The organism is candidate division WOR-3 bacterium (assembly GCA_039802005.1).
GTDB lineage: Bacteria > Hydrothermota > Tepidihabitantia > SM23-42 > JAOAFX01 > JAOAFX01.
Genome location: JBDRVV010000006.1, coordinates 46,223 through 66,968 on the forward strand (window position 1 = coordinate 46,223; position 20,746 = coordinate 66,968).

The window sequence follows — 20,746 nt, forward strand, 5'->3', positions numbered from 1 at the left end:
ACAATATATTTATTTCTTTTTTGTAATATACTTAATAAATATTCTGACGATTGCCGGGTCAAATTGTGTTCCGGCATTTGCCTTCAATTCTCTTATTGCTTCTTCTTTAGACATTGCATTTCGGTAGGGTCTCTTTGAGGTCATTGCGTCGTACGCATCCGCAACAGCAATTATTCTTGCGATAATGGGTATTTCCCCTTTTTTCAATCCTTCTGGATAACCAGAACCATTGTAATGCTCATGGTGATGTTTTACACCACCGAGGGCTTCAATAAGTTCATTAAAACCTGCAAGCATATAATAACCGCGCATCACATGCATATCTACTTCTTCTTTCTCCTGTTCACTTAATTTTCTTGGCTTTAATAATATACTTTCGTCTATTCCAATCTTCCCAAAATCGTGTAACAGTGCTGCAACTTCCAGGACAACTTTTTCTTCTTCAGTGAATCCTAATTCTTCGGCAATTGCAAGTGAATATTCCGTAACCCTGAGGATATGACCGTCGCGATATGGAATCTGCCTATCAATGTCTTTCCCTATTTTTCTTAAGGATTTCAATGCCTTTTTTGGATTCTCCCGAAGGGTCATCGCCACAGAACTCAGGGTTCGTATAATCTCATCAAGATCAAGCTTAAAGGGCTTATCATTGTCCATACATAAGTATAATCAGATATTAAAATCTGTCAAGGATATAACTAATTATTCGTTATTTCCTCTTGATTATGTGGAATATTTAGTTATCATTATTGTATATATCTACTGGGAGGCAAAAATGGGTTTAAGATGGACTTTTTGTTTAACGATTTTTTTGTATATGGGTTTTGCACAAATTGAAGAGGTGCAGAAAAAGGCATTTAATGCAGAGGAAGCAGTATTACAGAATCGAGACTTAGAGTCCTCTGGTATCAATCCGGAGAATATTACATTACCCGGTGGTCATAAGGCATGGAAGGTTAGAATTCCGGGGAACCTGCCATTGGCAACAGTTGCTTATGAAAATGGGTTAATATTTTTAGGTGGTGGATATGGCAGTTATGAGTTTTATGCATTGAATGCGGAGACGGGCAAATTGGTTTGGAAATTTAAAACAGGTGATGATGGGCCAACTGCAGCAGTGGTGATAAATGGCTATGTGATTTTTAATACTGAATCCTGCATTATTTATGTTCTAAAAGCAAAGACCGGTGAAAAGGTGTGGGAAAAATGGTTGGGTGACCCATTGATGAGTCAACCCGCAGCAGATGAAGAAAATGTTTATATGGCATATCCGGGGCAGGATGGTTCACATCACCTTGCCTGTATGAAATTAAAAACCGGTAAAGAAGTATGGAATTCCACAATTGCAGGAGATTTGATATCAGCACCCATTATTTACAAAAATTCAGTTTATATAACATGTTTTGATGGGACTGTTTATAGATACGACAAAACCAATGGGAAACTGATATGGTCACAGAAAAAGAACGCTACCAGCGCACCGACAGTATACAACGACAGAATATTTGTCAGTCTGCGCGAGGCAAAAAAAGTTGGAAAAGATTCAATAAAACAATATGAAGGTATTGCCACGCTGGATCAAAATAATGGAAACCAACAACAACAGGAACTTTGGGCAAAAAGGACTGCTGAATATCTTGTTTATGGCAGACAATCAGCAAATAGAAAGGTTCAGACAGAACTTGATGCCAGTGTCGGGTTCGGTTCAGCACCAAGTACAGCGAAAATAGAACAGGCAAAAGAAAATGTTGGACAGGGTTCGGTTGTGGGCTGCTGGGCATATCAGGGGTCGCGGCCATTTGTACGCGATATTTACTCTTATAATACCATGGGGAATGAGATACTCAGCATTGACATTAATACAGGAAAGGTCAGGTGGTCACAAAAATATGATAAATTGTCTGAAGAGAGTATAGGAGGCAGGGTATTTACGCCCCCATCCTATGCTAACTCAAAACTTTTTGTCTGTTCAGGAAGTGGTGAGCTATTCTGCCTGCGCGAAGAGAATGGAAAACTGCTGTGGAAAGAAAAGGTAGATGGAGCGATAAGTTTTCAACCAGCTGTGGCAAATGGTTATGTCTTTGTTTCCTGTGATAATGGAAATCTGTATGGTATTAAAACCGGCGATAAAAATGATGATGGATGGTATATGTGGGGCGGAAACGCCCAGCATAATAAATAATTTTTACAAAAATAATGTAGTCCAAAAATTTTCCTCGCGCAAAACCGCCATTTTATTATGCATAAAAGATAAATTAGCTTTCAGTAAATCTGAAGGCATTTATAAAATTCTGTGCTTTTTCAGCTCCTTGAGTTATAAAAATCTCAATACCCTCGATTGCCTTTTCAATAACATTAATAAGAATCTTCTTCTCAGCCCTTCTAAATGGACTCAAAACAAAATCAGCCGAATCAATCTTTCGCTCAATAATTTCCTGATTTGCAACGCCGATTCGTAATCTTGGAAAATCTTCGGTATTTAATGCCTCAATGATAGATCTTAAACCAAGGTGTCCACCATCACTACCTTTTGCACGAAATCTCATTCTGCCCAGTGGGAGATTGATATCATCAAGAATAACTACAAATTCATCGCATTGTTTCTCCAGGATATGAGAAACAACTATGCCTGAGCGATTCATAAACAGAAGCGGTTTTATCAGTAATATCTCTTTTTTCTCTACAACTATCTTTGCCTTTTTGTATTCAGGATAACGGAAAAATTTCTTCTTGAATTTTTTTGCCAGACGATCAATAAATATGAAACCTACATTATGCCGTGTCCATTTATAATTTAAACCTGGGTTTCCCAGGCCGAAAATTATCATTTAATATTCTATTTAGCCTATTCCTTTTTTTCTTTCTGGACTTCCTTTGTCGGTTTTTCTTCTTTACCTTTTTCTTCTTTGGGTTTTTCCTCTTTTGCTTCTTCTGCCGCTCCTTCAGCTGGTGCTGCGGCTGGTGTCGGAGCCGCCTTTTCAACCTTCGGTGCAAGAATTGAAACAATCGGCGTCTCTGGTTTTATTTCAAATTCAATATTGGGAATCGTTATGTCTTTTAAATGAATCGTCTTTCCTATATCCAGACTTGAAATGTCCACATCAATATGGGAAGGCATATGGTCAGGCAAGCAGCGAATAACAACTTCATATAGGTGTTGGTCGAGAAGACCGCCTTTCTTTACACCCGGTGCCTCACCGACTAAGTGTATTGGGATTGTTGTCTTTATCTTTTCTTTTTTGCTTATATGCTGGAAATCAATATGTAATAAACTTCCATCTATTGGATTATGCTGAATGGATTTAATAAGACAGGAATAGGTTTTTTCTTTTAACTTTAAGTCGATAGTAACTGTTTCCTTTCTAAGTGTTTCAAGAATTTTTTCAAATTCCTTTTTTAACACATAAATTCTTTTGCTCTTTTCTTTGTGCCCATATAAAACACCCGGAATCTTTCCTTCCATTCTCATTCTTCTCACATCACCCTTTTTCTGGGGTTCATATATATAGGCTTCAAGTTCCATTTTCATTCTGCTACCTCCTTAAATAATGAACTTATTGATTCGTTATGATGAATTCTTTTTATTGCCTCAGCAAGAAGATAGGCAATAGAAAGTATCTTCAATTTCCCCACTATCTTCTCTCGGGCAATTTTAAGCGTATTGGTTATTGCAACTTCTTTTATTGGAGATTTTTCAATCTTTTCTATTGCGTTTCGGGAAAAGAGTCCATGAACCGCGCAAACATATATCTCTTTGACTCCCTTATTGGACAGTGCCTCTGCAGCATCAACTATTGTACCACCTGTGTCAATCATATCATCATATATTATTGCGTTTTTACCCTTTACATCCCCAATAACATTGATAACATTTGACTGATTCGGTCCAGTCCGTCTTTTATCAATTATTGCAATTGGAACATTTTTTCCCAAGCGACGGGCAAAGGCACGGACTCTATTTACCCTTCCTGCATCTGGAGAAACAACTACATAGTTTTCAATGCCTTTCTCGTTATAATAATCAATAAATACAGGTGCGGCATAAAGATGGTCCACTGGAATATTAAAAAATCCCTGGATTTGTTCGGCATGCAGGTCGATAGTTAAAACCCTTTTTGCACCACTCGTGGCAAGTAAATCCGCAATCAACTTTGCAGAAATTGGCACCCTTGGTTCATCCTTGCGATCCTGGCGGGCATAGCCGTAATATGGAATAACTGCTGTTATCCTTTCTGCCGATGCCCTCTTTGCAGCATCAAGAAAGAGTAAGAGTTCTAATAAATTTTCTGCGGGTGGATTTGTTGATTGAACGATAAAAACATCTTGTCCTCTAATATTTTCTTCTATTTTGACCTTCAATTCACCATCAGCGAATTTAGTTACCGTGCTCTTGCTTAAAGGAATATTAATAATCTTTGCTATTTCTTTAGTCAATTCGCTATTTGAATTTCCCGAAAATAACATTATTTTATCCAATCAACCCCCTTTATCCTTATCCCTTGTGCACCTTCTCATCAAATCTGGGGCGGGAGGAGTCGAACCTCCGCAACAGGATCCAAAATCCTGGGTCCTGCCATTAGACGACGCCCCAATAAAAATAGTTATCAGTTATAGGGCATTGATGCCGGTATGATAATAGATTTTAAGTCTATGGTATTTTTAACCATAAAACTATGCCCAAAGACCGTACTGGCTGCTACGCCATAAAACCACGAAACACAAACCTATTTCTATATCGTTTCTGTCTCAAAATACATTGCGCCAATACTGGATAAATATTTTATAACATTTTTCTTTACATTCTTCTCATCTACGACTGCATAAAGGCAAGACCCACTACCAGATAAAGAAACCATATATGCACCAGCCCCCAATAAATTCGCCTTTACATCCATTAAATCAGGATGTGCTTTGAAAACAACCTTCTCAAAATCATTTACTATATTTAGCCCAACTCTATTTTTTTTCTTTTTTTGCATTAATATATTATCCACTTCCATACCTGTTGTCAACATTGTTTTATTATATTCTTCGTATGCCCATTTTGTTGAAACTTGATAACCAGGATAATATATTACTAAAAGCATTTTGGGAAGTTTAAAAAATTTTAACTCATCCCCAACACCCCGGGCAATCGCTGCACCACCTTTTATAAAAAACGGAACATCACAACCTAATTCCCTGCCTAATTTCATTAACTCTTCATCCGGAATATTCAAATTAAAGACCTCACACATACCTTTCAATACCCCGGCTGCATCTGATGAACCTCCACCTAACCCTCCACCAATTGGAATATTTTTCTGAAGTGTTATCTTTATGCCCTCATCAATATCATAAGTTTTTAAAAATAACTGTGCCGCTTTATAACATAGATTGTCTTCAACAGGAATTTTCAATCCCGGAGATATTAACTCAATTCCTTTTTCAATTTTTTCAAGCAGAATTTTATCACTCAACGAAATTGTGGATAATGTTGTTTCAATATTGTGATAGCCATCATCTCTCTTGTTGAGTATTGTTAGTCCTATATTTATCTTTGCATGAGCATTGATGCGAATCATCTGATAATCTCTATTTTGACTTTAACAATACCCTTTGTTATCATATCTATGTCCCGCGCGGCAGCGTAAGATAGGTCAACAATTCTATCCCGTTTCTGGGGACCTCTATCATTGACTTTTACAACTACGCTCTTTTTATTTTCTAAATTAATGACCTTCAGTTTTGTACCAAAAGGGAGCGTTCTGTGTGCACAGGTATAGTCCCATTTATCGTAAATTTCTCCCGATGCTGTTTTTTTTCCATGAAAAGAATCACTGTAATAACTTGCCATTCCAATTTCAACGAATTTCGTCTGTGGCTGTCCAGTAAGGCAGCAGGAAAGAAGAAAATAAATAACATTCATAATTTATTATAATGGAATTTATCATTTTGTCAATGAAGTTTTTTGTTAAAATCTATTTCAAATTCAAGAAATGCAAATCCTGTGCCAAAAAATTTTTTTAATTTATTTATTTTTTCTTGACTTTTTCTAACTTTTGGATAAACTTATCCTGCTTAAATTTTTTTATTTTGTAAAATTTTTTCTAAAAATTAAAACATTATGAAATTTCAAGGAGTTTTAAGGAAAAATATGTGGATAACTTTGTGGATAAATGTGGATAACTAAATATGGGTGAACAAGCAAAAATATATTGGCAAAACATATTAGCATATATTAAAGAGCGGATACATCCGCAGTCATTTGCCACCTGGTTTAACCAGAGTAAAGGTATTGAGATAAAGGATGATGTCTTGCTCGTTGAAATGCCGACCAATTTTCATATTGATTGGATAACGATGCATTATTCAAAAATTCTTGAAGAGGCGATTGGTTCGGTCAATGGCGCCAACATGAGACTTTCTTTCAAGGCAGCTAACCAGGAGGCAAATCGTCCTGTGGTCAAGAAGAAAAGAATAATTCTTTCGCATGATGTGACAAAACTCCAGGAAAGATATACTTTTGAAAATTTTGTCGTGGGCAAAAATAATGAACTTGCCCATGCTGCGGCGCTTGCTGTTGCCGAGGCACCTGGAGAGGCATACAATCCACTATTTTTATATGGTGGAGTAGGTTTAGGGAAGACCCATTTAATGCAGGCAATAGGCAATTTTATTCACAAGCAGCACAAAAATTTAAATGTCTATTATACCCAGGCCGAGAATATAATGAATGAATTGATTGATGCAATTCAGAAAAAAGATCAATTATCTTTTAAAAAGAAATATAGAAATAAGGATATTTTATTGCTCGACGATATTCAGTTCATTTACGGAAAAGAACGTCTTCAGGATGAAATCTTTCATACCTTTGATTATCTCTATACTCAGGGGAAACAGATTGTATTGACTTCAGACCGTCCGCCGAAAGAGCTATCTACGCTTGAAGAACGTCTTACTTCAAGATTTCAGGGAGGACTTGTTGTGGATATTCAACCCCCTGATCTTGAAACAAGGATTGCAATTCTTCAAAAGAAAGCAGATATGGAAAATGTAAAAATACCAAATAACGTCGCATATTATATTGCATCCAGAGTAAAATCAAATATCAGAGAATTAGAAGGATGTCTCATCAGACTCCTTGCCATATCATCTCTTTCGGGACAGGAAATTAATGAGGCACTTGCTGAGGAGGCATTAAAAGACCTCTTGGGGAACGGATACAAAGTGAGTAAAGAGAAGATAATTCAGGTTATCTGTAATGAATTTGGCTGCTCGCATGAAGATTTAAAAGGAACAAGACGAACCCAGAGACTTGCCCTTGGAAGACAGGTTACAATGTATCTTTTACGTAACTTACTGAATTTATCACTTGCTGAAATTGGTGCGTTTCTTGGCGGAAAAGATCACAGCACGGTGATTCATGCTATAGAAAAAATCAATAATTTAAAAGAGAAAGACCCTGAATTTTCAAGATTATTAGAGCGGATAAATTCAAAGATAAATGGTGGATAAAATGTTGATATTTTTATTTAATAAATTTTTTTTGAATTTATCAAAATTTATAAACATGATTATTAACATAAAAGAATATATTTTGTTAAGAAATTTCATAGAATACAATAAATATCAACATATCCACATAGTCAGCAACAATAACTATATTTCATTTTATTTAAAAAATTTGTTGACTTATAAGGAGGCTTAAATGGAATTTAAAGTCAGTAGAATTAATTTTGAGAAAACGCTTAATAGTATTGTGAAATTAATTCCACCTAAGAGTACACACACAGTTTTACAAAATGTTATTATAGATGTTAAAAATAACATTTTGAGTATAGAAGGAACAGACCTTGATATTTTTATAAGAAAATCAATAGGTTGTGATGTTAAAAGAGAAGGTAAGGCATTATTGCCAGGAAAAAAACTTCTTGAGATTGCGCGCGAATCAAATGTTGATGAATTATCATTTAAACTTAAGGAATTGAATCTTCAAATAAATGCCGGTAATGCACAATTTAATATTCCTGCACTTGATTATAACGAATTTCCTGAAATTCCATCTTTTCCTAAGCAGAAATGGATAACTTTAAATATTAGTGAATTAAATGAAATGGTAGATTCAACGGTATTTATGGTCTCAAAAGATGTGAGCAGAAGGGCAATGAATGGTGTTCTGTTGCAGATAAAAGATGATAACCTCAACATCGTTACAACCGATGGAGCACGATTGGCTTTATATAGAAAAGAATTGAAATCTGCAAATGGTGAATTAATAGTACCACCAAAGGTCTTTGATCTGCTTGATGTAAATCAATCAGAAGAACCTGTAGACATATTCATTGAAGAAAGAATGATTGGTTTGAAATTTTCTTCAACCGCAATCATTGCAAGACTCATCGAAGGTCCTTATCCAAATTATGAAAGTGTTATTCCAAAAGTCTTTCCTGGTACCTGTACAATTGAGAAAGAAATTCTGGATGGTGCTTTAAAAAGAGTTTCTCTTGTTTCAAGTCCAACCATAAGAAGTGTAAAGTTTGACTTTGGCGGCGATAATCTATTGTTATCGGCATCGTCGCCCGATTTTGGCGAAGCCAAAGAAGAGGTACAGTGTATTTACGAAGGCGAAAAGATTTCTATCTGGTATAATGCAGGGTATCTTCTTGAGATCATAAGACGTATCCCCTCAAATGATATTGTTTTCCAATTGACATCACCATCAACCGCCTCGCTGATAAAGCCCAAGAATATTGATAATTTATTTTATTTGTTAATGCCCTTAAGGATTGATTCATATGAATAGAAAAATTATTCTGTTATCTTTTATTGGCATATTTGTTCTTTTAAATATTGCCAATGCCCAGCATTTAGGAATTGGTATAATAATTGGTAGTCCAACTGGGTTTACTGCGAAATTTATAATGACACAAAGGTCAGCGCTCGCAGCGAATATTGGATGGTCTTTGGGAGACAATCCAAAACTTCATTTGACCTGCGATTATCAATTTCTCTTTCCTACTGTTTTGCGGTGGACCGATGATATGAATGGAGAACAGAGAGAGATAAAAAACTTAACTCCTTATATAGGAATTGGTGGAAGATTTAAATTCAAAGAAGATGAACCGGATCATAATACAGAGTTAAATATAGGACTTCGTCTTGGTGGTGGTGCGGAGTATAAGATTTCACGTTTCGGTATCTTCTTGGAGATATATCCTGTGGTCAATATCTTGCCATCCACAGATTTTGACATTGAAGGTGGGCTGGGCGCAAGAATTTATTTTTAACAAAATAGGTATTGACATTGTCTTAAAATTGATTATAATTGCGTTCGTGCTTTTTTGCCCTTGACTTTTTTAAATAATTGAATATAATATATTGCGGGGGATAAAAGATTTTCTAAGCAGATACTCATTTCTTATATAGCAAGCGTTAAAATGGGTTCTGCTAACAATATGGTGTGAAGCCATATTTTGATCTTTGAAAATTTATAAGAATTGGCGGAAGGATCGTGGGTTCAAGTTACTAAGGGCGCATGTGGGGATGCCTTGGCATCCAGAGGCGATGAAGGGCGTGGTAGGCTGCGATAAGCGCCGGTGAGGAGCGAACATCCTTTGACCCGGCGATACCCGAATGGGGAAACCCATCCCGTTGAAAAACGGGATATTCTCCGTCATTGGCGGAGAAGGCAAACCAGGGGAAGTGAAACATCTCAGTACCCTGAGGAAAAGATATTCCGAAAGTAGCGGCGAGCGAAATCGGAAAAGCCCAAACCGAACTGCATGTTAAAGCGGACAGGCGTTGTGCAGTCGGGGTTGTGAGGTTTAGCCGAATCCAATCTGTCCTGAGGATTGTGAAGTTACAAAACCTCGGAATAGCCGAATCTTCCTGGAAAGGAGAGCCGTAGATGGTGATAGCCCAGTAGGCGAAATCCTAGAGGTCTTCACTGGCTAAACCCTCAAGTAGCACGGGATAGGTTATCCTGTGTGAATCTGCCCAAACCACTGGGTAAGGCTAAATACTCCTGGATGACCGATAGTGCACCAGTACCGTGAGGGAAAGGTGAAAAGAACCCCTGGCGGGGAGTGAAATAGAACCTGAAACCATGCGCCTACAATCAGCAGGAGTTTGACCTCTACCTGAGCAATCGGGTAGATGTGTTGAATGACTGCGTGCCTTTTGCATAATGAGCCGGCGAGTTGTCCTAACCTGCTAGCTTAATTCCAGCATGAAAGTGTTGGGAGGAGGCGTAGGGAAACCGAGTCCAAATAGGGCGTATTAGTAGGTTGGGGCATTACCCGAAACCCGGTGAGCTACCCATGGTCAGGGTGAAATTCCGGTGACACGGAATGGAGGCCCGAACCGGTGGATGTTGAAATATCCTCGGATGAACTGTGGGTAGGAGTGAAAGGCTAACCAAACCGGGTGATAGCTGGTTCTCCCCGAAATGCCTCTAGGGGCAGTCTTGGATGTTCAGTAGTAGTGGTAGAGCACTGGATAGAAGAGAACCCTTCGGGGTTCAAATCTAACCAAACTCCGAATGCTACTACTTAAAAGTCCAGGAAAGAGGCGGTGGGGGCTAAGCTTCATCGCCGAAAGGGGAATAACCCAGACCACCAGCTAAGGTCCCTAAGAGTTGGCTAAGTGGGAAAGGATGTGAGGTCACTCAGACATCTGGGATGTTGGCTTAGAGGCAGCCATCATTTAAAGAGTGCGTAACAGCTCACCAGCCGAGTGGTCTTGCGCCTAAAATTTACCGGGGCTCAAGCCAACCACCGAAGCTGTGGCTTCTCAATCATTAAGATTGAGAGGGGTAGGGGAGCGTTCCGTTATAGGTTGAAGCTCTATCGCGAGATAGGGTCGACGAAACGGAAGTGATTATGCCGGCACGAGTAGCGATAATCCGGGTGAAAAACCCGGACACCGAAAGCCCAAGGGTTCCTGGGGAAGGTTAATCCACCCAGGGTTAGTCGGATCCTTAGCCGAGGCCGAAAGGCGTAGGTGATGGGAAAGCCGTCAACATTCGGCTACCATCTATAGTTTCGTTACTACCTATGGGGTGACGCTGATGGTAGAGGCGGTCCCTGTGTTGGAATACAGGGTCCAAATACTTCAGGGGAATTTCCAGGCAAATCCGGAGGTTCTTAACCCTGGAGTATGATGGGGAGGCCCAAAAGGCCATAAACCCGCCTCGAGATTCAGCCGAGAAAAACCTCTATGGGAGAAACTATGGGTGTCCGTACCGGAAACGAACACACGTGGGCGAGGTGAAGATCCACAGGTGCTCGGGTGAACCCTTGTTAAGGAACTCGGCAATCTAACCCCGTAACTTCGGAAGAAGGGGTGCCCGCTATGATGAATAGCGGGCCGCAGTGAAAGGGCTCTCGCGACTGTTTAACAAAAACACAGGTCTCTGCTAAGCCGTAAGGCAAAGTATAGGGACTGACACCTGCCCGGTGCCAGAAGGTTAAAGAAGGAAGTTAATCCTGGGGCAACTCAGGGTGAAGCTTCCGACTGAAGCCCTGGTAAACGGCGGCCGTAACTCTAACGGTCCTAAGGTAGCGAAATTCCTTGGCGGGTAAGTTCCGTCCTGCACGAATGGTGTAACGACGGGAGCGCTGTCTCAACAAGGGTCCCGGCGAAACTGTAGTGGCGGTGAAGATGCCGCCTACCCACGGTAGGACAAAAAGACCCCGTGAACCTTTACTGCAACTTGCTATTGAATCTTTGCAGGACATGTGTAGCATAGGTGGGAGGCTATGAAGTCCCGACGCTAGTTGGGATGGAGCCGTCAGTGAAATACCACCCTTGTTCTGTCGGAGGTTCTAATTCCGCCCTTGCAAGGTGGAAGACAGTGGCAGGTGGGCAGTTTGACTGGGGCGGTCGCCTCCCAAAATGTAACGGAGGTGCCCAAAGGTTCCCTCAGTGCGGTCGGTAATCGCACGTGGAGTGTAAGGGCATAAGGGAGCCTGACTGTGAGGCCGACAGGCCGAGCAGGCACGAAAGTGGGGCCTAATGATCCGGTGGTTCCGTGTGGAAGGGCCATCGCTCAGCGGATAAAAGGTACTCCGGGGATAACAGGCTGATCGGGCCCGAGAGTTCACATCGACGGCCCGGTTTGGCACCTCGATGTCGGCTCATCGCATCCTGGGGCTGGACAAGGTCCCAAGGGTCGGTCTGTTCGCCCGTTAAAGCGGTACGTGAGCTGGGTTCAGAACGTCGTGAGACAGTTCGGACTCTATCCACCGTGGGCGTAGGAGACTTGAGAGGAGCTGTCCTTAGTACGAGAGGACCAGGATGGACGGACCTCTGGTGCACGAGTTGTCATGCCAATGGCACCGCTCGGTAGCCAAGTCCGGAAGGGATAACCGCTGAAAGCAACTAAGTGGGAAACCCACCTCAAGATTAGGTCTCCCGTTCAACTCAGGGGCAACTCTGAGTTGACCTAAAGACTACCGGTAGACTACCGGTTTGATAGGCCACAGGTGTAAGTGCAGTAATGCATTGAGCCAAGTGGTACTAATCAGTCGAGCGACTTGGACTTCCTTCCGCCATTTTAAATTTGAAAAATGGTTAAATGAAAAAATATTTAACCAACAGAATTCCCGGCGGCAATACCGGTGGGGCAACACCTCTTCCCATTCCGAACAGAGAAGTTAAGCCCACCAGGGCCGATGGTACTGTGCTCGCAAGGGTACGGGAGAGTAGGTCGCTGCCGGGTTTTTTTATTTTTACCTTTAATTTGTTATAAATTTTTGATTATAATATTAATGATAATGGTTATCATTTTCAATAAAGAAGAAATTTATGGCTAATGGGTTTAAACATTTTCCGCTATTGAAAACTTCTGTAGGGTGAATAAAATTGTTGTTTTCTTAAAATAAAAAGAAAGAAAGGCTAAATTGAAAGTCCCAGAAGAAGAATTAAAAAGGTTAGAAATACTTTTAGAAAAAAATATGACGCAGATCACCGCGAAGATTCTTGTCCTTTCAAATAAAGGTGGTGTGGGCAAGAGTTTCGTGGCGGTAAATCTTGCTGCGGGCTTGAGTAAACTTGGAGCCAAAGTGGGAATTTTGGATGCGGATATCCATGGTCCTTCAGTTGCTAAGATGCTCGGGTTTGAAGGGAGACCGCCGATGATGGATGAAGATGGAATAATACCATTTACTGTTAATTCTAATCTCGTTGCCTTTTCAATGGCTTCATTATTGCAGGATGCAGATACACCTGTAATCTGGCGTGGTCCTTTGAAGATGAGTGTATTGAAGCAGTTCCTTGCTGAAATAAACTGGGGTAAACTTGATTATCTGGTCGTTGATTCACCACCGGGCACCGGTGATGAGCCATTATCAGTCATTCAATTAATACGCAATCTGACCGGTGCAATCATTGTGACCACACCCCAGGACATTGCCCTGCTTGATTCAAGAAAGTGTGTCCATTTTTTACGCCAACTTTCAACACCAATTTTGGGGATATTGGAAAATATGAGTGGTTTTGTGTGTCCACATTGTGGTAAAGAAATAGATATTTTCAAAACTGGTGGTGGAGAAAAGGCGGCAAAAGAATTGGGTGTGCCTTTCTTAGGTAGAATCCCACTGGACCCCCATATCGTAGAAAGTACTGATAATGGTAAACCGATTGTTGCACAATATCCCGATTCAAATTCAGCAAAAGTAATTATGGCTATATGCAAAGAAATAGACTCAATTGTGCGTCCAAGTGAGAAACAAGGTGGACAGTCAAAATAGCATAAGACATAAAAAGAGTTATATCCTGTTTATAAACAATTCAAAAACTCAAAAAATTTATATAGGCAAACTTGGTGGATTGAAATTTTGTAAAGGTTATTATAGCTATCTTGGTTCGGCGAAGAAAAATATTTTTCAAAGAATAAAAAGACATCTGTCAAAAGATAAAAAAATTTTCTGGCATATTGATTATTTTTTAACGAATAAAAGTATAAAGATAAAAGAAATCTGGATTGGTTCAAGTCGTGAGTGTAAAATGGCACAACAGTTTCTTAAACATGGTTTTCAATATATTAACCGATTTGGTAGTTCTGATTGTGGGTGCCCCTCCCATTTATTTATTCTTGATAAAAATATGATTAGAATCAAAAACATTTTGAAAAAAAATGGATTTGAAAAATTCAACGCTTAAGCCGATAGGGATTGTCCACTCGCCATATAAATTAAAATCTGAAGCACCCCATCAGGGTGATGAGACAATAAGCGAAATTGAAATCTTACCTGAGTTTGTTGAAGGGCTCAAGGATATTAGTGGTTTTTCACATCTCCATATCATTTATTATCTGCACCAATCAGAATCATACAGCTTAATGGTGATAACCCCTTGGGATGAAGAACAACACGGACTTTTTGCCACCAGGTCTCCGAACCGCGTAAACCCTATCGGCTATGCAGTTGTAGAACTTATCAAGAGAGATAAAAATATATTAACAGTGAAATATCTTGATGCAATTGATGGAACACCGGTTCTGGATATCAAACCTTATGTTCCAGAAATCGACATCAAAAAGGTAAAAAAGACCGGCTGGCTTGGTAAGAAATATGGCAATCTACAGCCCAGAATTTATGAATTTGAATCAAATCTTAAATTTGTTGCGGGTAAAGAACTTATTCTGAGCAGCCAAAATAAACCAAACATCATAGCCGGCTGCGCCCCTGAATTCGGCGGTAAAAAAGAATTCTGGAGTCCTCAGCACCTTTTTGTAGCATCAATTGAACTCTGTTTGGCAACGACATTTTTATGGTTGCTTGAGAAAGAGAATCTAATTATTGCAGCATATAGAAGTCATGCAGTTGGTAAGGCGCATTTGAAAAATAAAGATTTTGTGTTTAGTGAGATTTTGATTAAACCAATTATCACCATATGTGAAAAAAATATAAAAGAAAAAATTCTCAATTTGATTCAAGAGGCAGGGCAAGAATGTATGATATCAAAATCGATTATCTGTCCCATACTCATAGAACCAGAGATAGAGATAAGTGATTAGAAAAAGCCTTGACAATTTTATTTAGTATTGATTTTTTGACTTTTCTGTGTATAATAGGATATGGAATTATTTAAATCGGAAAAAGGAGAGTTGATTGAAGGAGAGTGTAAAAAGATATCTTTATCAAAGAAAAAATCAAATTAAAATTGAAGAAGAGCCCGAGGATATTGAAAATCCTTGCGAATTCTGGCCTGATTTAAAAAAGTGTGTGGAGATCTATTTTAAGATATTTCCTGCAATGCAGCAATATCACAATGTTTTAAAAGATCCGATAGATTTTGAATATTCCGAGAGGTTTTTAAAAGAAGTGGTAAGATACTGCACCACTAATGAATTAAAAAGAAGATTTATTGACGCCCTGACCAAGGTTGTTTATAAAATTCCGAGTGCTGGGCTGGGAGATGTTAAGATAAAAGAAATGGGTGATTTGTATCATTTTTATGTGTCTTTTTTATTCCGGGTTTATTATCGAAAGTTAGACAATAAAATCATTCTTGAAAAATTTATCCCTCATAAGAAAAAAGGGTTTGAAAGGCATTTTTGAGAAAATTGAAATTTTGAAGTTAATCGTCTTTTTTACTCGTTCCCTTCCATTTATGTAGTATTTCGTTTATTTTTTTCAAACTATTTTTGTTAGCAAGAAATAGCAATGTATCCCCAGGTTCTAAAATAGTGCCACCACTTGGCACAATAAAATTTTCACCCCGAACAATGAGAACAATAAGACAATCCTGGGGAAAACCAATTTCTACTATTGGTTTGTTTACTACTTCAGACTCAAAAGGTACGATCAATTCTATTAATTCAGTGTCCACACCAGGCGGTGGTTCAAATTCAATTGGTGAAATACTTTTGTTCTCCAATGGCGCACATAATCCCAAAATTCTTGAGACAACAGGAATAGACCAACCCTGGAATAACGCTGAAGTAAGGACAATAAAGAAAACAAGATTGAAAATTAACTCGGAATTATGAATTCCTGCAAGCAGCGGGAATGTAGCAAGAATTATAGGAACTGCTCCACGCAGTCCGACCCAGGCCACAAATAATCGCTCTCGTAAACTATATTTACTCAGAAACAGTGATAGAAAAACGCTTATCGGTCGGGCAACAAACATTAAAAAAATTGATAATAAAATCCCCGCTCCCGTAACCGGTAATAAATGTGAAGGATAGACAAGCAATCCAAGGGTCAAAAACATTGTTATCTGGCTGAGCCAGGCAAGTCCATCAAAAAATCTCAAAAGACTCTTTTTCTTAACAATCTGTGAATTACCGATAACTATACCGGCAAGATACACAGCGAGGAATCCGCTTCCATTCAAAAGATAAGTTATACCATATATCAAAAATGCTGAAGCAAGACAGAAAACAGGATATAATCCTTCGTAAAAAAGCCTGAGTCTATTTAGAATAAAAACGACTAATTTCCCGAAAGTCAAACCTATCACTGCACCTAATCCCATTTGGAGTATAAAAAAAGTCATTATCTGTAGTGGATTATTAGCAGATGAATTAATCAACTGAATACTTGCGATGGTCAAGAAAATTGCCATTGGGTCATTGCTTCCGGATTCTAACTCCAGTAAGGGTTTTAGCGTCCCTTTTAGTTTTACATTCTTTGAGCGCAATATGGAAAAGACAGCAGGAGCATCCGTGGATGAAACAATTGAGCCGAGCATAATGCAATACAAAATTGGTATTTTCAGCACGAACGAAGCAAAAAAGCCAACAAGAATTGCGGTGGCAAAAACTCCAAATGTAGAAAGTACTATTGCATGTTTAAAAATCGGTTTTACCTGGTTCCAATTTGTATCCAATCCACCCGCAAATAATATGAAGACTAATGCAACAATACCTATAGATTGTGCCAATCTGGCGTCATCAAAATTTATTCTACCTATACCCTCGGCACCGGCGAGTATTCCTATGCCCAAAAATAGCAGCAACACGGGTATGCCAAGATAATCAAAAAATTTGAATATCAAAATACATAGGATTATTAATATTGAAACAATCAGCAATAATATCTCTAATGAAAACATATGTAAAATTATAGCCAGAATATATTAACAATCAATGAAAAATTTAATTATAAAAACCTTCACAAAATTATATTTTTAGATATAATAGAGTTATGATTAAAGGGAAATGCTAATTAAAAGGAGTAAATCGAGGTTATAATGCCAAAATTTAAATATAGTCCACTGGTTAAATTGGTAATGCCAGAAATTAAAGAAGCAATCAATGAGAAAAACTGGCATGTTTTAAAAGATTTTATTTCCACTTGGGAACCAGTAGATATCATTGAGCTATTTAAAGAACTTAATCCCAATGATATGCTTATAATCTTCTTACTCCTTCCAACAAAATTACAATCAGCAATATTTGCCAAATTTGATGCTAATGCTCAGGAAAATATTCTTAAAAGTCTAAACGAGCAGCAGGTCAAACAGATTCTTTCTGAAATCAAACCCGATGATAGAACCGAATTGTTTGAAGAGTTGCCGCCGGATTTAATCCGTAAATTGCTTGATATTCTATCATTAGAGGATAGGAAAGAAGTTCTTCAGTTGCTCGCATATCCCAAAGATAGTGTGGGTAGGTTACTAACCCCTGATTATGTGGCGGTAAAACCTACGTGGACAATAATCGAGACTATGGAGTACATCCGCAAATATGGCAAAGATGCAGAGACCATTAATGTAGTTTATGTGGTGGATGATAGTGGCAAATTACTTGATGATATTCCAATAAGAAAATTGATACTTGCTGAACCAAATCAGACAATTGAATCATTAATGGATCACAATTATGTTTCTATAAATGCCTATGCGGATCAGGAAGAGGCAGCGAAGGTGATGCAAAAATATGATTTGATATCTCTGCCGGTTACAAATGCTGAAGGGCAACTATTGGGAATTGTTACCATTGATGACATTATTGATGTATTACAGGAAGAACAGACCGAAGACTTTACAAAAATCTCGGCAATTGCTACGAAACCAATCAAAGTAGATTTTATAACAAAAATTAAAGAAGTCCCTTTACAAAAATTATACCGCAGCAGGGTGACATGGCTTCTGGCATTGTTGCTTATGGATTTGATTACCGGCGGCATAATTCAGGGGTTCCAAGAAACTATTGCCAGATATGTAGTACTTGTGACATTTTTACCAGTGCTTGTTGACACCGCAGGTAATGCTGGTTCTCAATCTGCAACTTTGGTCATAAGGGCAATGGCATTGGGAACAATTCAAATGCGAGATTGGCTTAAGCTTTTAATCAGAGAATTATTTGTTGCTGGTGCATTGGGAATCACGATGGGGCTTGGTATTTCTTTTATGGGCATTCTCCGCGGCAGGAATTTGACGGTTGCTTCTGTAGTGGTTATCGCAATGATTGTGAATGTAATCGTGGGGAGCTTAATCGGCATTTTATTACCGTTTATTTTTACCCGATTTAAAAAAGATCCAGCAACCGCAAGTACCCCGCTAATCACCACCCTTGCTGATATTATCGGCACCGGTATTTATCTGGGCATCGCCTACTTGATGCTGCATTGAAAAAACTGATTAATATAAATAAAAATCTCTTACAAAAATTTGTAATTTTATATGCTAAAACCCGAAGAATGACAAAAGCAATAGTGGTGCAAAAATCTTGACTTTAATGCGAAGTTAAATATAATTTTATACAATGAAGAAGCATCAAGTTAAAAATGTTCATGATGTACTACCCGCTATCTATCCGGAAAAAATAGAAATAAATTTTCTTAAAACTTGCAATTGTCCTGATAATCATATTAATTGTCTTACACCTAAGGAATGGTTAAAAAATCAAGTTGCCATTTGGGAATTTTATTATGAGAAGAGAGATATTAGAGATAAAGATATACACCCGGCTGTTTTCCCAATTGGTCTACCAAAACGATGCATAGAATTATTTACTCATAGAGGTGAGTTAGTGCTTGATCCTTTTGTAGGAATTGGTACAACCCTCATTGCAGCGAGGGATGTAGAAAGAAATGCAGTGGGATTTGATTTAAATTCTAAGTATATTGAAACGACAAAGAAGCGTTTAGCCACACTACAATTAAATTTTGGGCAAGGGACAAAGCAAATAGCAATCTGCGATGATGCAATAAATATTCCAAAATACCTTAAAGAAGAAACTGTTGCCTTGGTTGTAACTTCACCACCATATGCAAATATGCTCAATCATGCACGTCTTAACAAAAGTATTCGCGGTGATTTACGAGTTAATAAGTATTATAAAAAAAATCAGCAATATTCAGCCAACCCAAGGGATTTGGGCACAATGGAACCAAAGACATATGCCGTTGCATTAGCTGACATTTTTAGAGGGATATTGCCTCTACTGAAACCAAAAGCCCATTGTGTTATCAACATAAATGATTTGTGGGAGAACAATCGTAGATATCCAACGCACGCTTATGTTATTGAAGAAATGACGAAAGTGGGCTACGAGCTTAGAAACATCATTATTTGGGATAAGAGAAATTTAGTCAATAAAGTTGGAATTTATGGTTGGCCTAAAAACTATATTACTTTAAGTACAACTTTTGAGTATTTACTTGACTTTTGGAGGCCATGAAGGGTTATTTAGAGATCACAAGAAAATTGAGAAAAATAAAAGAAATGGGATACATAAAAACGCACCGTGAGGGTAATACAGGAATAGGCAAGACTCTCGAAGACTTGCTCGGTATTAAAGAAAACAATATTCCCGGTCCCAATGCTAAAGTTATTGAAATAAAATCAGTGCGAAAGAATGCTTCTTCTATGTTGACATTATTTACTAAATCACCTCTTCCCAAAGGAGCAAATAGCGTTTTACTCAAAAGATTTGGTTACTATTCGGAAAAAAATGATAAGACGAAAAGATTAGAAACTACTATTAACGCAATTAAATTTAATAATCTTAAAGGGAAAAAAGGATTTAAAATAACGATCGAAAGTGAAAGAATTAACATCATAACACCCGAGAATGAAATTGTGGGATATTGGGATAAGGATACACTAAAATATGCTTTTGAGAAAAAGATGCCATATTTGTTATATGTCAAAGCAGATTCAAAAGGAACAGGCAAAGGAGAACAATTCTGGTTTAACGAGGCATGGCTTTTAAGTGGATTTAGCTTCGAAAATTTTATTAAATTATTGAAAGAAGGCATCATACTTGTAGACATCAGAATTGGTCAATATCCTGATGGCAGAACCCATGACCACGGAACAGGATTTAGAGTAATGCCCGACAAACTTGATTTATGCTTTAGTAATAGAGAGAGAATAATGTAATAGAGTATTCTACAGATGTTAGCTCCTAAATAACTTAAATGAAATTTATTTATCTTGATACCTGGGCATTACGCAAATTGGCAGAACAGCATAATAGCAACCACGCATGGGGGAAAATATATAATGCATTGTCAACCGATAATGTTTGGCTTATGATTTCTGTAATACATTTGTTCGAACTTACACATAGGAAAAGAATTAAACGTGATACAATTGTAGAATATCTTGACAAATGTAAAAATATAAAGTGGCTGCCCGCCCCTCACAAAATATTCAAAAAAGAAGTCGAAAAACGCGTTCGACTTTCTCGCAAGCAATGAGAAAAAGATCATTAAGGTCTATTTTGATTCATTTAATGATTTGTTGGCAGATTTAGAAGATTTCTAAATCTGAAATACCAAACGTTCTTGTGTTAAATCAAATA

The 20,746-nt window shown here is 38.2% G+C and carries 18 protein-coding genes, 1 tRNA gene and 2 rRNA genes; 13 read left to right on the top strand and 8 right to left on the bottom strand.

The features are described from left to right. Window positions 1-9 precede the first annotated feature (9 nt). A complete protein-coding gene (locus ABIL69_03415; protein MEO0123035.1) occupies window positions 10-657 on the bottom strand; it encodes an HD-GYP domain-containing protein in 648 nt (215 codons plus the stop codon). Window positions 658-775: 118 nt separating this feature from the next. Between ABIL69_03415 and ABIL69_03420 the strand changes: the two genes are divergently transcribed. After that, window positions 776-2,182 (top strand): PQQ-binding-like beta-propeller repeat protein, encoded by a 1,407-nt coding sequence (locus tag ABIL69_03420; GenBank protein MEO0123036.1) that lies wholly within the window; start codon window positions 776-778, stop codon window positions 2,180-2,182. A gap of 73 nt (window positions 2,183-2,255) precedes the next feature. Here ABIL69_03420 and pth read toward each other — a convergent pair whose 3' ends face one another. The 6 genes from pth to ABIL69_03450 form a co-directional block, all read right to left on the bottom strand. Then, window positions 2,256-2,828, bottom strand: coding sequence for an aminoacyl-tRNA hydrolase (gene pth, locus ABIL69_03425; protein MEO0123037.1), 573 nt, complete (start codon window positions 2,826-2,828; stop codon window positions 2,256-2,258). Window positions 2,829-2,845: 17 nt separating this feature from the next. After that, window positions 2,846-3,529, bottom strand: a complete 684-nt coding sequence (locus ABIL69_03430) for a 50S ribosomal protein L25 (protein ID MEO0123038.1) — start codon at window positions 3,527-3,529, stop codon at window positions 2,846-2,848. Next, on the bottom strand, window positions 3,526-4,464 hold the full coding sequence (locus tag ABIL69_03435) for a ribose-phosphate pyrophosphokinase (protein MEO0123039.1): 939 nt from the start codon (window positions 4,462-4,464) through the stop codon (window positions 3,526-3,528). Before ABIL69_03435 ends, ABIL69_03430 begins: the two co-directional genes overlap by 4 nt. Window positions 4,465-4,520: 56 nt before the next feature. After that, a tRNA-Gln gene (locus ABIL69_03440) sits at window positions 4,521-4,591 on the bottom strand. Window positions 4,592-4,730: 139 nt separating this feature from the next. Continuing rightward, window positions 4,731-5,564 (bottom strand): 4-(cytidine 5'-diphospho)-2-C-methyl-D-erythritol kinase, encoded by an 834-nt coding sequence (ispE, locus tag ABIL69_03445; GenBank protein ID MEO0123040.1) that lies wholly within the window; start codon window positions 5,562-5,564, stop codon window positions 4,731-4,733. Next, a complete protein-coding gene (locus ABIL69_03450) occupies window positions 5,561-5,908 on the bottom strand; it encodes a septal ring lytic transglycosylase RlpA family protein (GenBank protein MEO0123041.1) in 348 nt (115 codons plus the stop codon). Before ABIL69_03450 ends, ispE begins: the two co-directional genes overlap by 4 nt. Window positions 5,909-6,174: 266 nt before the next feature. Between ABIL69_03450 and dnaA the strand changes: the two genes are divergently transcribed. The 9 genes from dnaA (at window position 6,175) to ABIL69_03495 (ending at window position 15,545) form a co-directional block, all read left to right on the top strand. Continuing rightward, complete coding sequence (gene dnaA, locus ABIL69_03455) at window positions 6,175-7,497, top strand: chromosomal replication initiator protein DnaA (GenBank protein ID MEO0123042.1); 1,323 nt, start codon at window positions 6,175-6,177, stop codon at window positions 7,495-7,497. 193 nt (window positions 7,498-7,690) lie between these two features. Beyond that, the gene (dnaN, locus tag ABIL69_03460) at window positions 7,691-8,785 is read left to right on the top strand and encodes a DNA polymerase III subunit beta (protein MEO0123043.1); all 1,095 of its coding nucleotides are present in this window, start codon (window positions 7,691-7,693) and stop codon (window positions 8,783-8,785) included. Beyond that, entirely contained in the window at window positions 8,778-9,269 is a 492-nt protein-coding gene (locus ABIL69_03465; GenBank protein MEO0123044.1) for a hypothetical protein, read from the top strand. The genes dnaN and ABIL69_03465 overlap by 8 nt, the downstream gene beginning before the upstream one ends. A gap of 228 nt (window positions 9,270-9,497) precedes the next feature. Continuing rightward, window positions 9,498-12,526 (top strand): 23S ribosomal RNA (locus ABIL69_03470). Between the two features lie 60 nt (window positions 12,527-12,586). Continuing rightward, window positions 12,587-12,703 (top strand): 5S ribosomal RNA (gene rrf / locus ABIL69_03475). Window positions 12,704-12,884: 181 nt separating this feature from the next. Continuing rightward, window positions 12,885-13,733, top strand: coding sequence for an Mrp/NBP35 family ATP-binding protein (locus tag ABIL69_03480; GenBank protein ID MEO0123045.1), 849 nt, complete (start codon window positions 12,885-12,887; stop codon window positions 13,731-13,733). Beyond that, complete coding sequence (locus ABIL69_03485; protein ID MEO0123046.1) at window positions 13,717-14,145, top strand: GIY-YIG nuclease family protein; 429 nt, start codon at window positions 13,717-13,719, stop codon at window positions 14,143-14,145. The genes ABIL69_03480 and ABIL69_03485 overlap by 17 nt, the downstream gene beginning before the upstream one ends. After that, a complete protein-coding gene (gene tsaA / locus ABIL69_03490; GenBank protein ID MEO0123047.1) occupies window positions 14,120-15,001 on the top strand; it encodes a tRNA (N6-threonylcarbamoyladenosine(37)-N6)-methyltransferase TrmO in 882 nt (293 codons plus the stop codon). The genes ABIL69_03485 and tsaA overlap by 26 nt, the downstream gene beginning before the upstream one ends. Before the next feature lie 94 nt (window positions 15,002-15,095). Continuing rightward, window positions 15,096-15,545 carry a hypothetical protein gene (locus tag ABIL69_03495; protein MEO0123048.1) on the top strand — a complete coding sequence of 150 codons (450 nt, stop codon included), beginning with the start codon at window positions 15,096-15,098 and terminating at the stop codon, window positions 15,543-15,545. 19 nt (window positions 15,546-15,564) lie between these two features. Here the strand turns inward: ABIL69_03495 and ABIL69_03500 are convergent, their stop codons facing one another. After that, on the bottom strand, window positions 15,565-17,046 hold the full coding sequence (locus ABIL69_03500) for a potassium/proton antiporter (protein ID MEO0123049.1): 1,482 nt from the start codon (window positions 17,044-17,046) through the stop codon (window positions 15,565-15,567). 138 nt (window positions 17,047-17,184) lie between these two features. Between ABIL69_03500 and mgtE the strand changes: the two genes are divergently transcribed. From mgtE to ABIL69_03515, 3 genes are all read left to right on the top strand, one after another. Then, the gene (mgtE, locus tag ABIL69_03505; protein ID MEO0123050.1) at window positions 17,185-18,567 is read left to right on the top strand and encodes a magnesium transporter; all 1,383 of its coding nucleotides are present in this window, start codon (window positions 17,185-17,187) and stop codon (window positions 18,565-18,567) included. 133 nt (window positions 18,568-18,700) lie between these two features. Then, window positions 18,701-19,618, top strand: a complete 918-nt coding sequence (locus tag ABIL69_03510) for a DNA methyltransferase (protein MEO0123051.1) — start codon at window positions 18,701-18,703, stop codon at window positions 19,616-19,618. Continuing rightward, complete coding sequence (locus ABIL69_03515; GenBank protein MEO0123052.1) at window positions 19,615-20,322, top strand: MvaI/BcnI family restriction endonuclease; 708 nt, start codon at window positions 19,615-19,617, stop codon at window positions 20,320-20,322. The genes ABIL69_03510 and ABIL69_03515 overlap by 4 nt, the downstream gene beginning before the upstream one ends. Window positions 20,323-20,746 lie beyond the last annotated feature (424 nt).

Bases quoted from the DNA above. Each gene is read 5' to 3' on its own strand.
- ABIL69_03500 (MEO0123049.1), bottom strand. From the start codon at position 17,046: ATGTTTTCATTAGAGATATTATTGCTGATTGTTTCAATATTAATAATC.
- ABIL69_03515 (MEO0123052.1), top strand. From the start codon at position 19,615: ATGAAGGGTTATTTAGAGATCACAAGAAAATTGAGAAAAATAAAAGAA.
- dnaN (MEO0123043.1), top strand. From the start codon at position 7,691: ATGGAATTTAAAGTCAGTAGAATTAATTTTGAGAAAACGCTTAATAGT.
- mgtE (MEO0123050.1), top strand. From the start codon at position 17,185: ATGCCAAAATTTAAATATAGTCCACTGGTTAAATTGGTAATGCCAGAA.
- ABIL69_03430 (MEO0123038.1), bottom strand. From the start codon at position 3,529: ATGAAAATGGAACTTGAAGCCTATATATATGAACCCCAGAAAAAGGGT.
- ABIL69_03435 (MEO0123039.1), bottom strand. From the start codon at position 4,464: ATGTTATTTTCGGGAAATTCAAATAGCGAATTGACTAAAGAAATAGCA.
- ABIL69_03450 (MEO0123041.1), bottom strand. From the start codon at position 5,908: ATGAATGTTATTTATTTTCTTCTTTCCTGCTGCCTTACTGGACAGCCA.
- ABIL69_03465 (MEO0123044.1), top strand. From the start codon at position 8,778: ATGAATAGAAAAATTATTCTGTTATCTTTTATTGGCATATTTGTTCTT.
- ispE (MEO0123040.1), bottom strand. From the start codon at position 5,564: ATGATTCGCATCAATGCTCATGCAAAGATAAATATAGGACTAACAATA.
- ABIL69_03415 (MEO0123035.1), bottom strand. From the start codon at position 657: ATGGACAATGATAAGCCCTTTAAGCTTGATCTTGATGAGATTATACGA.
- tsaA (MEO0123047.1), top strand. From the start codon at position 14,120: ATGGATTTGAAAAATTCAACGCTTAAGCCGATAGGGATTGTCCACTCG.
- pth (MEO0123037.1), bottom strand. From the start codon at position 2,828: ATGATAATTTTCGGCCTGGGAAACCCAGGTTTAAATTATAAATGGACA.
- ABIL69_03420 (MEO0123036.1), top strand. From the start codon at position 776: ATGGGTTTAAGATGGACTTTTTGTTTAACGATTTTTTTGTATATGGGT.
- ABIL69_03510 (MEO0123051.1), top strand. From the start codon at position 18,701: ATGAAGAAGCATCAAGTTAAAAATGTTCATGATGTACTACCCGCTATC.
- dnaA (MEO0123042.1), top strand. From the start codon at position 6,175: ATGGGTGAACAAGCAAAAATATATTGGCAAAACATATTAGCATATATT.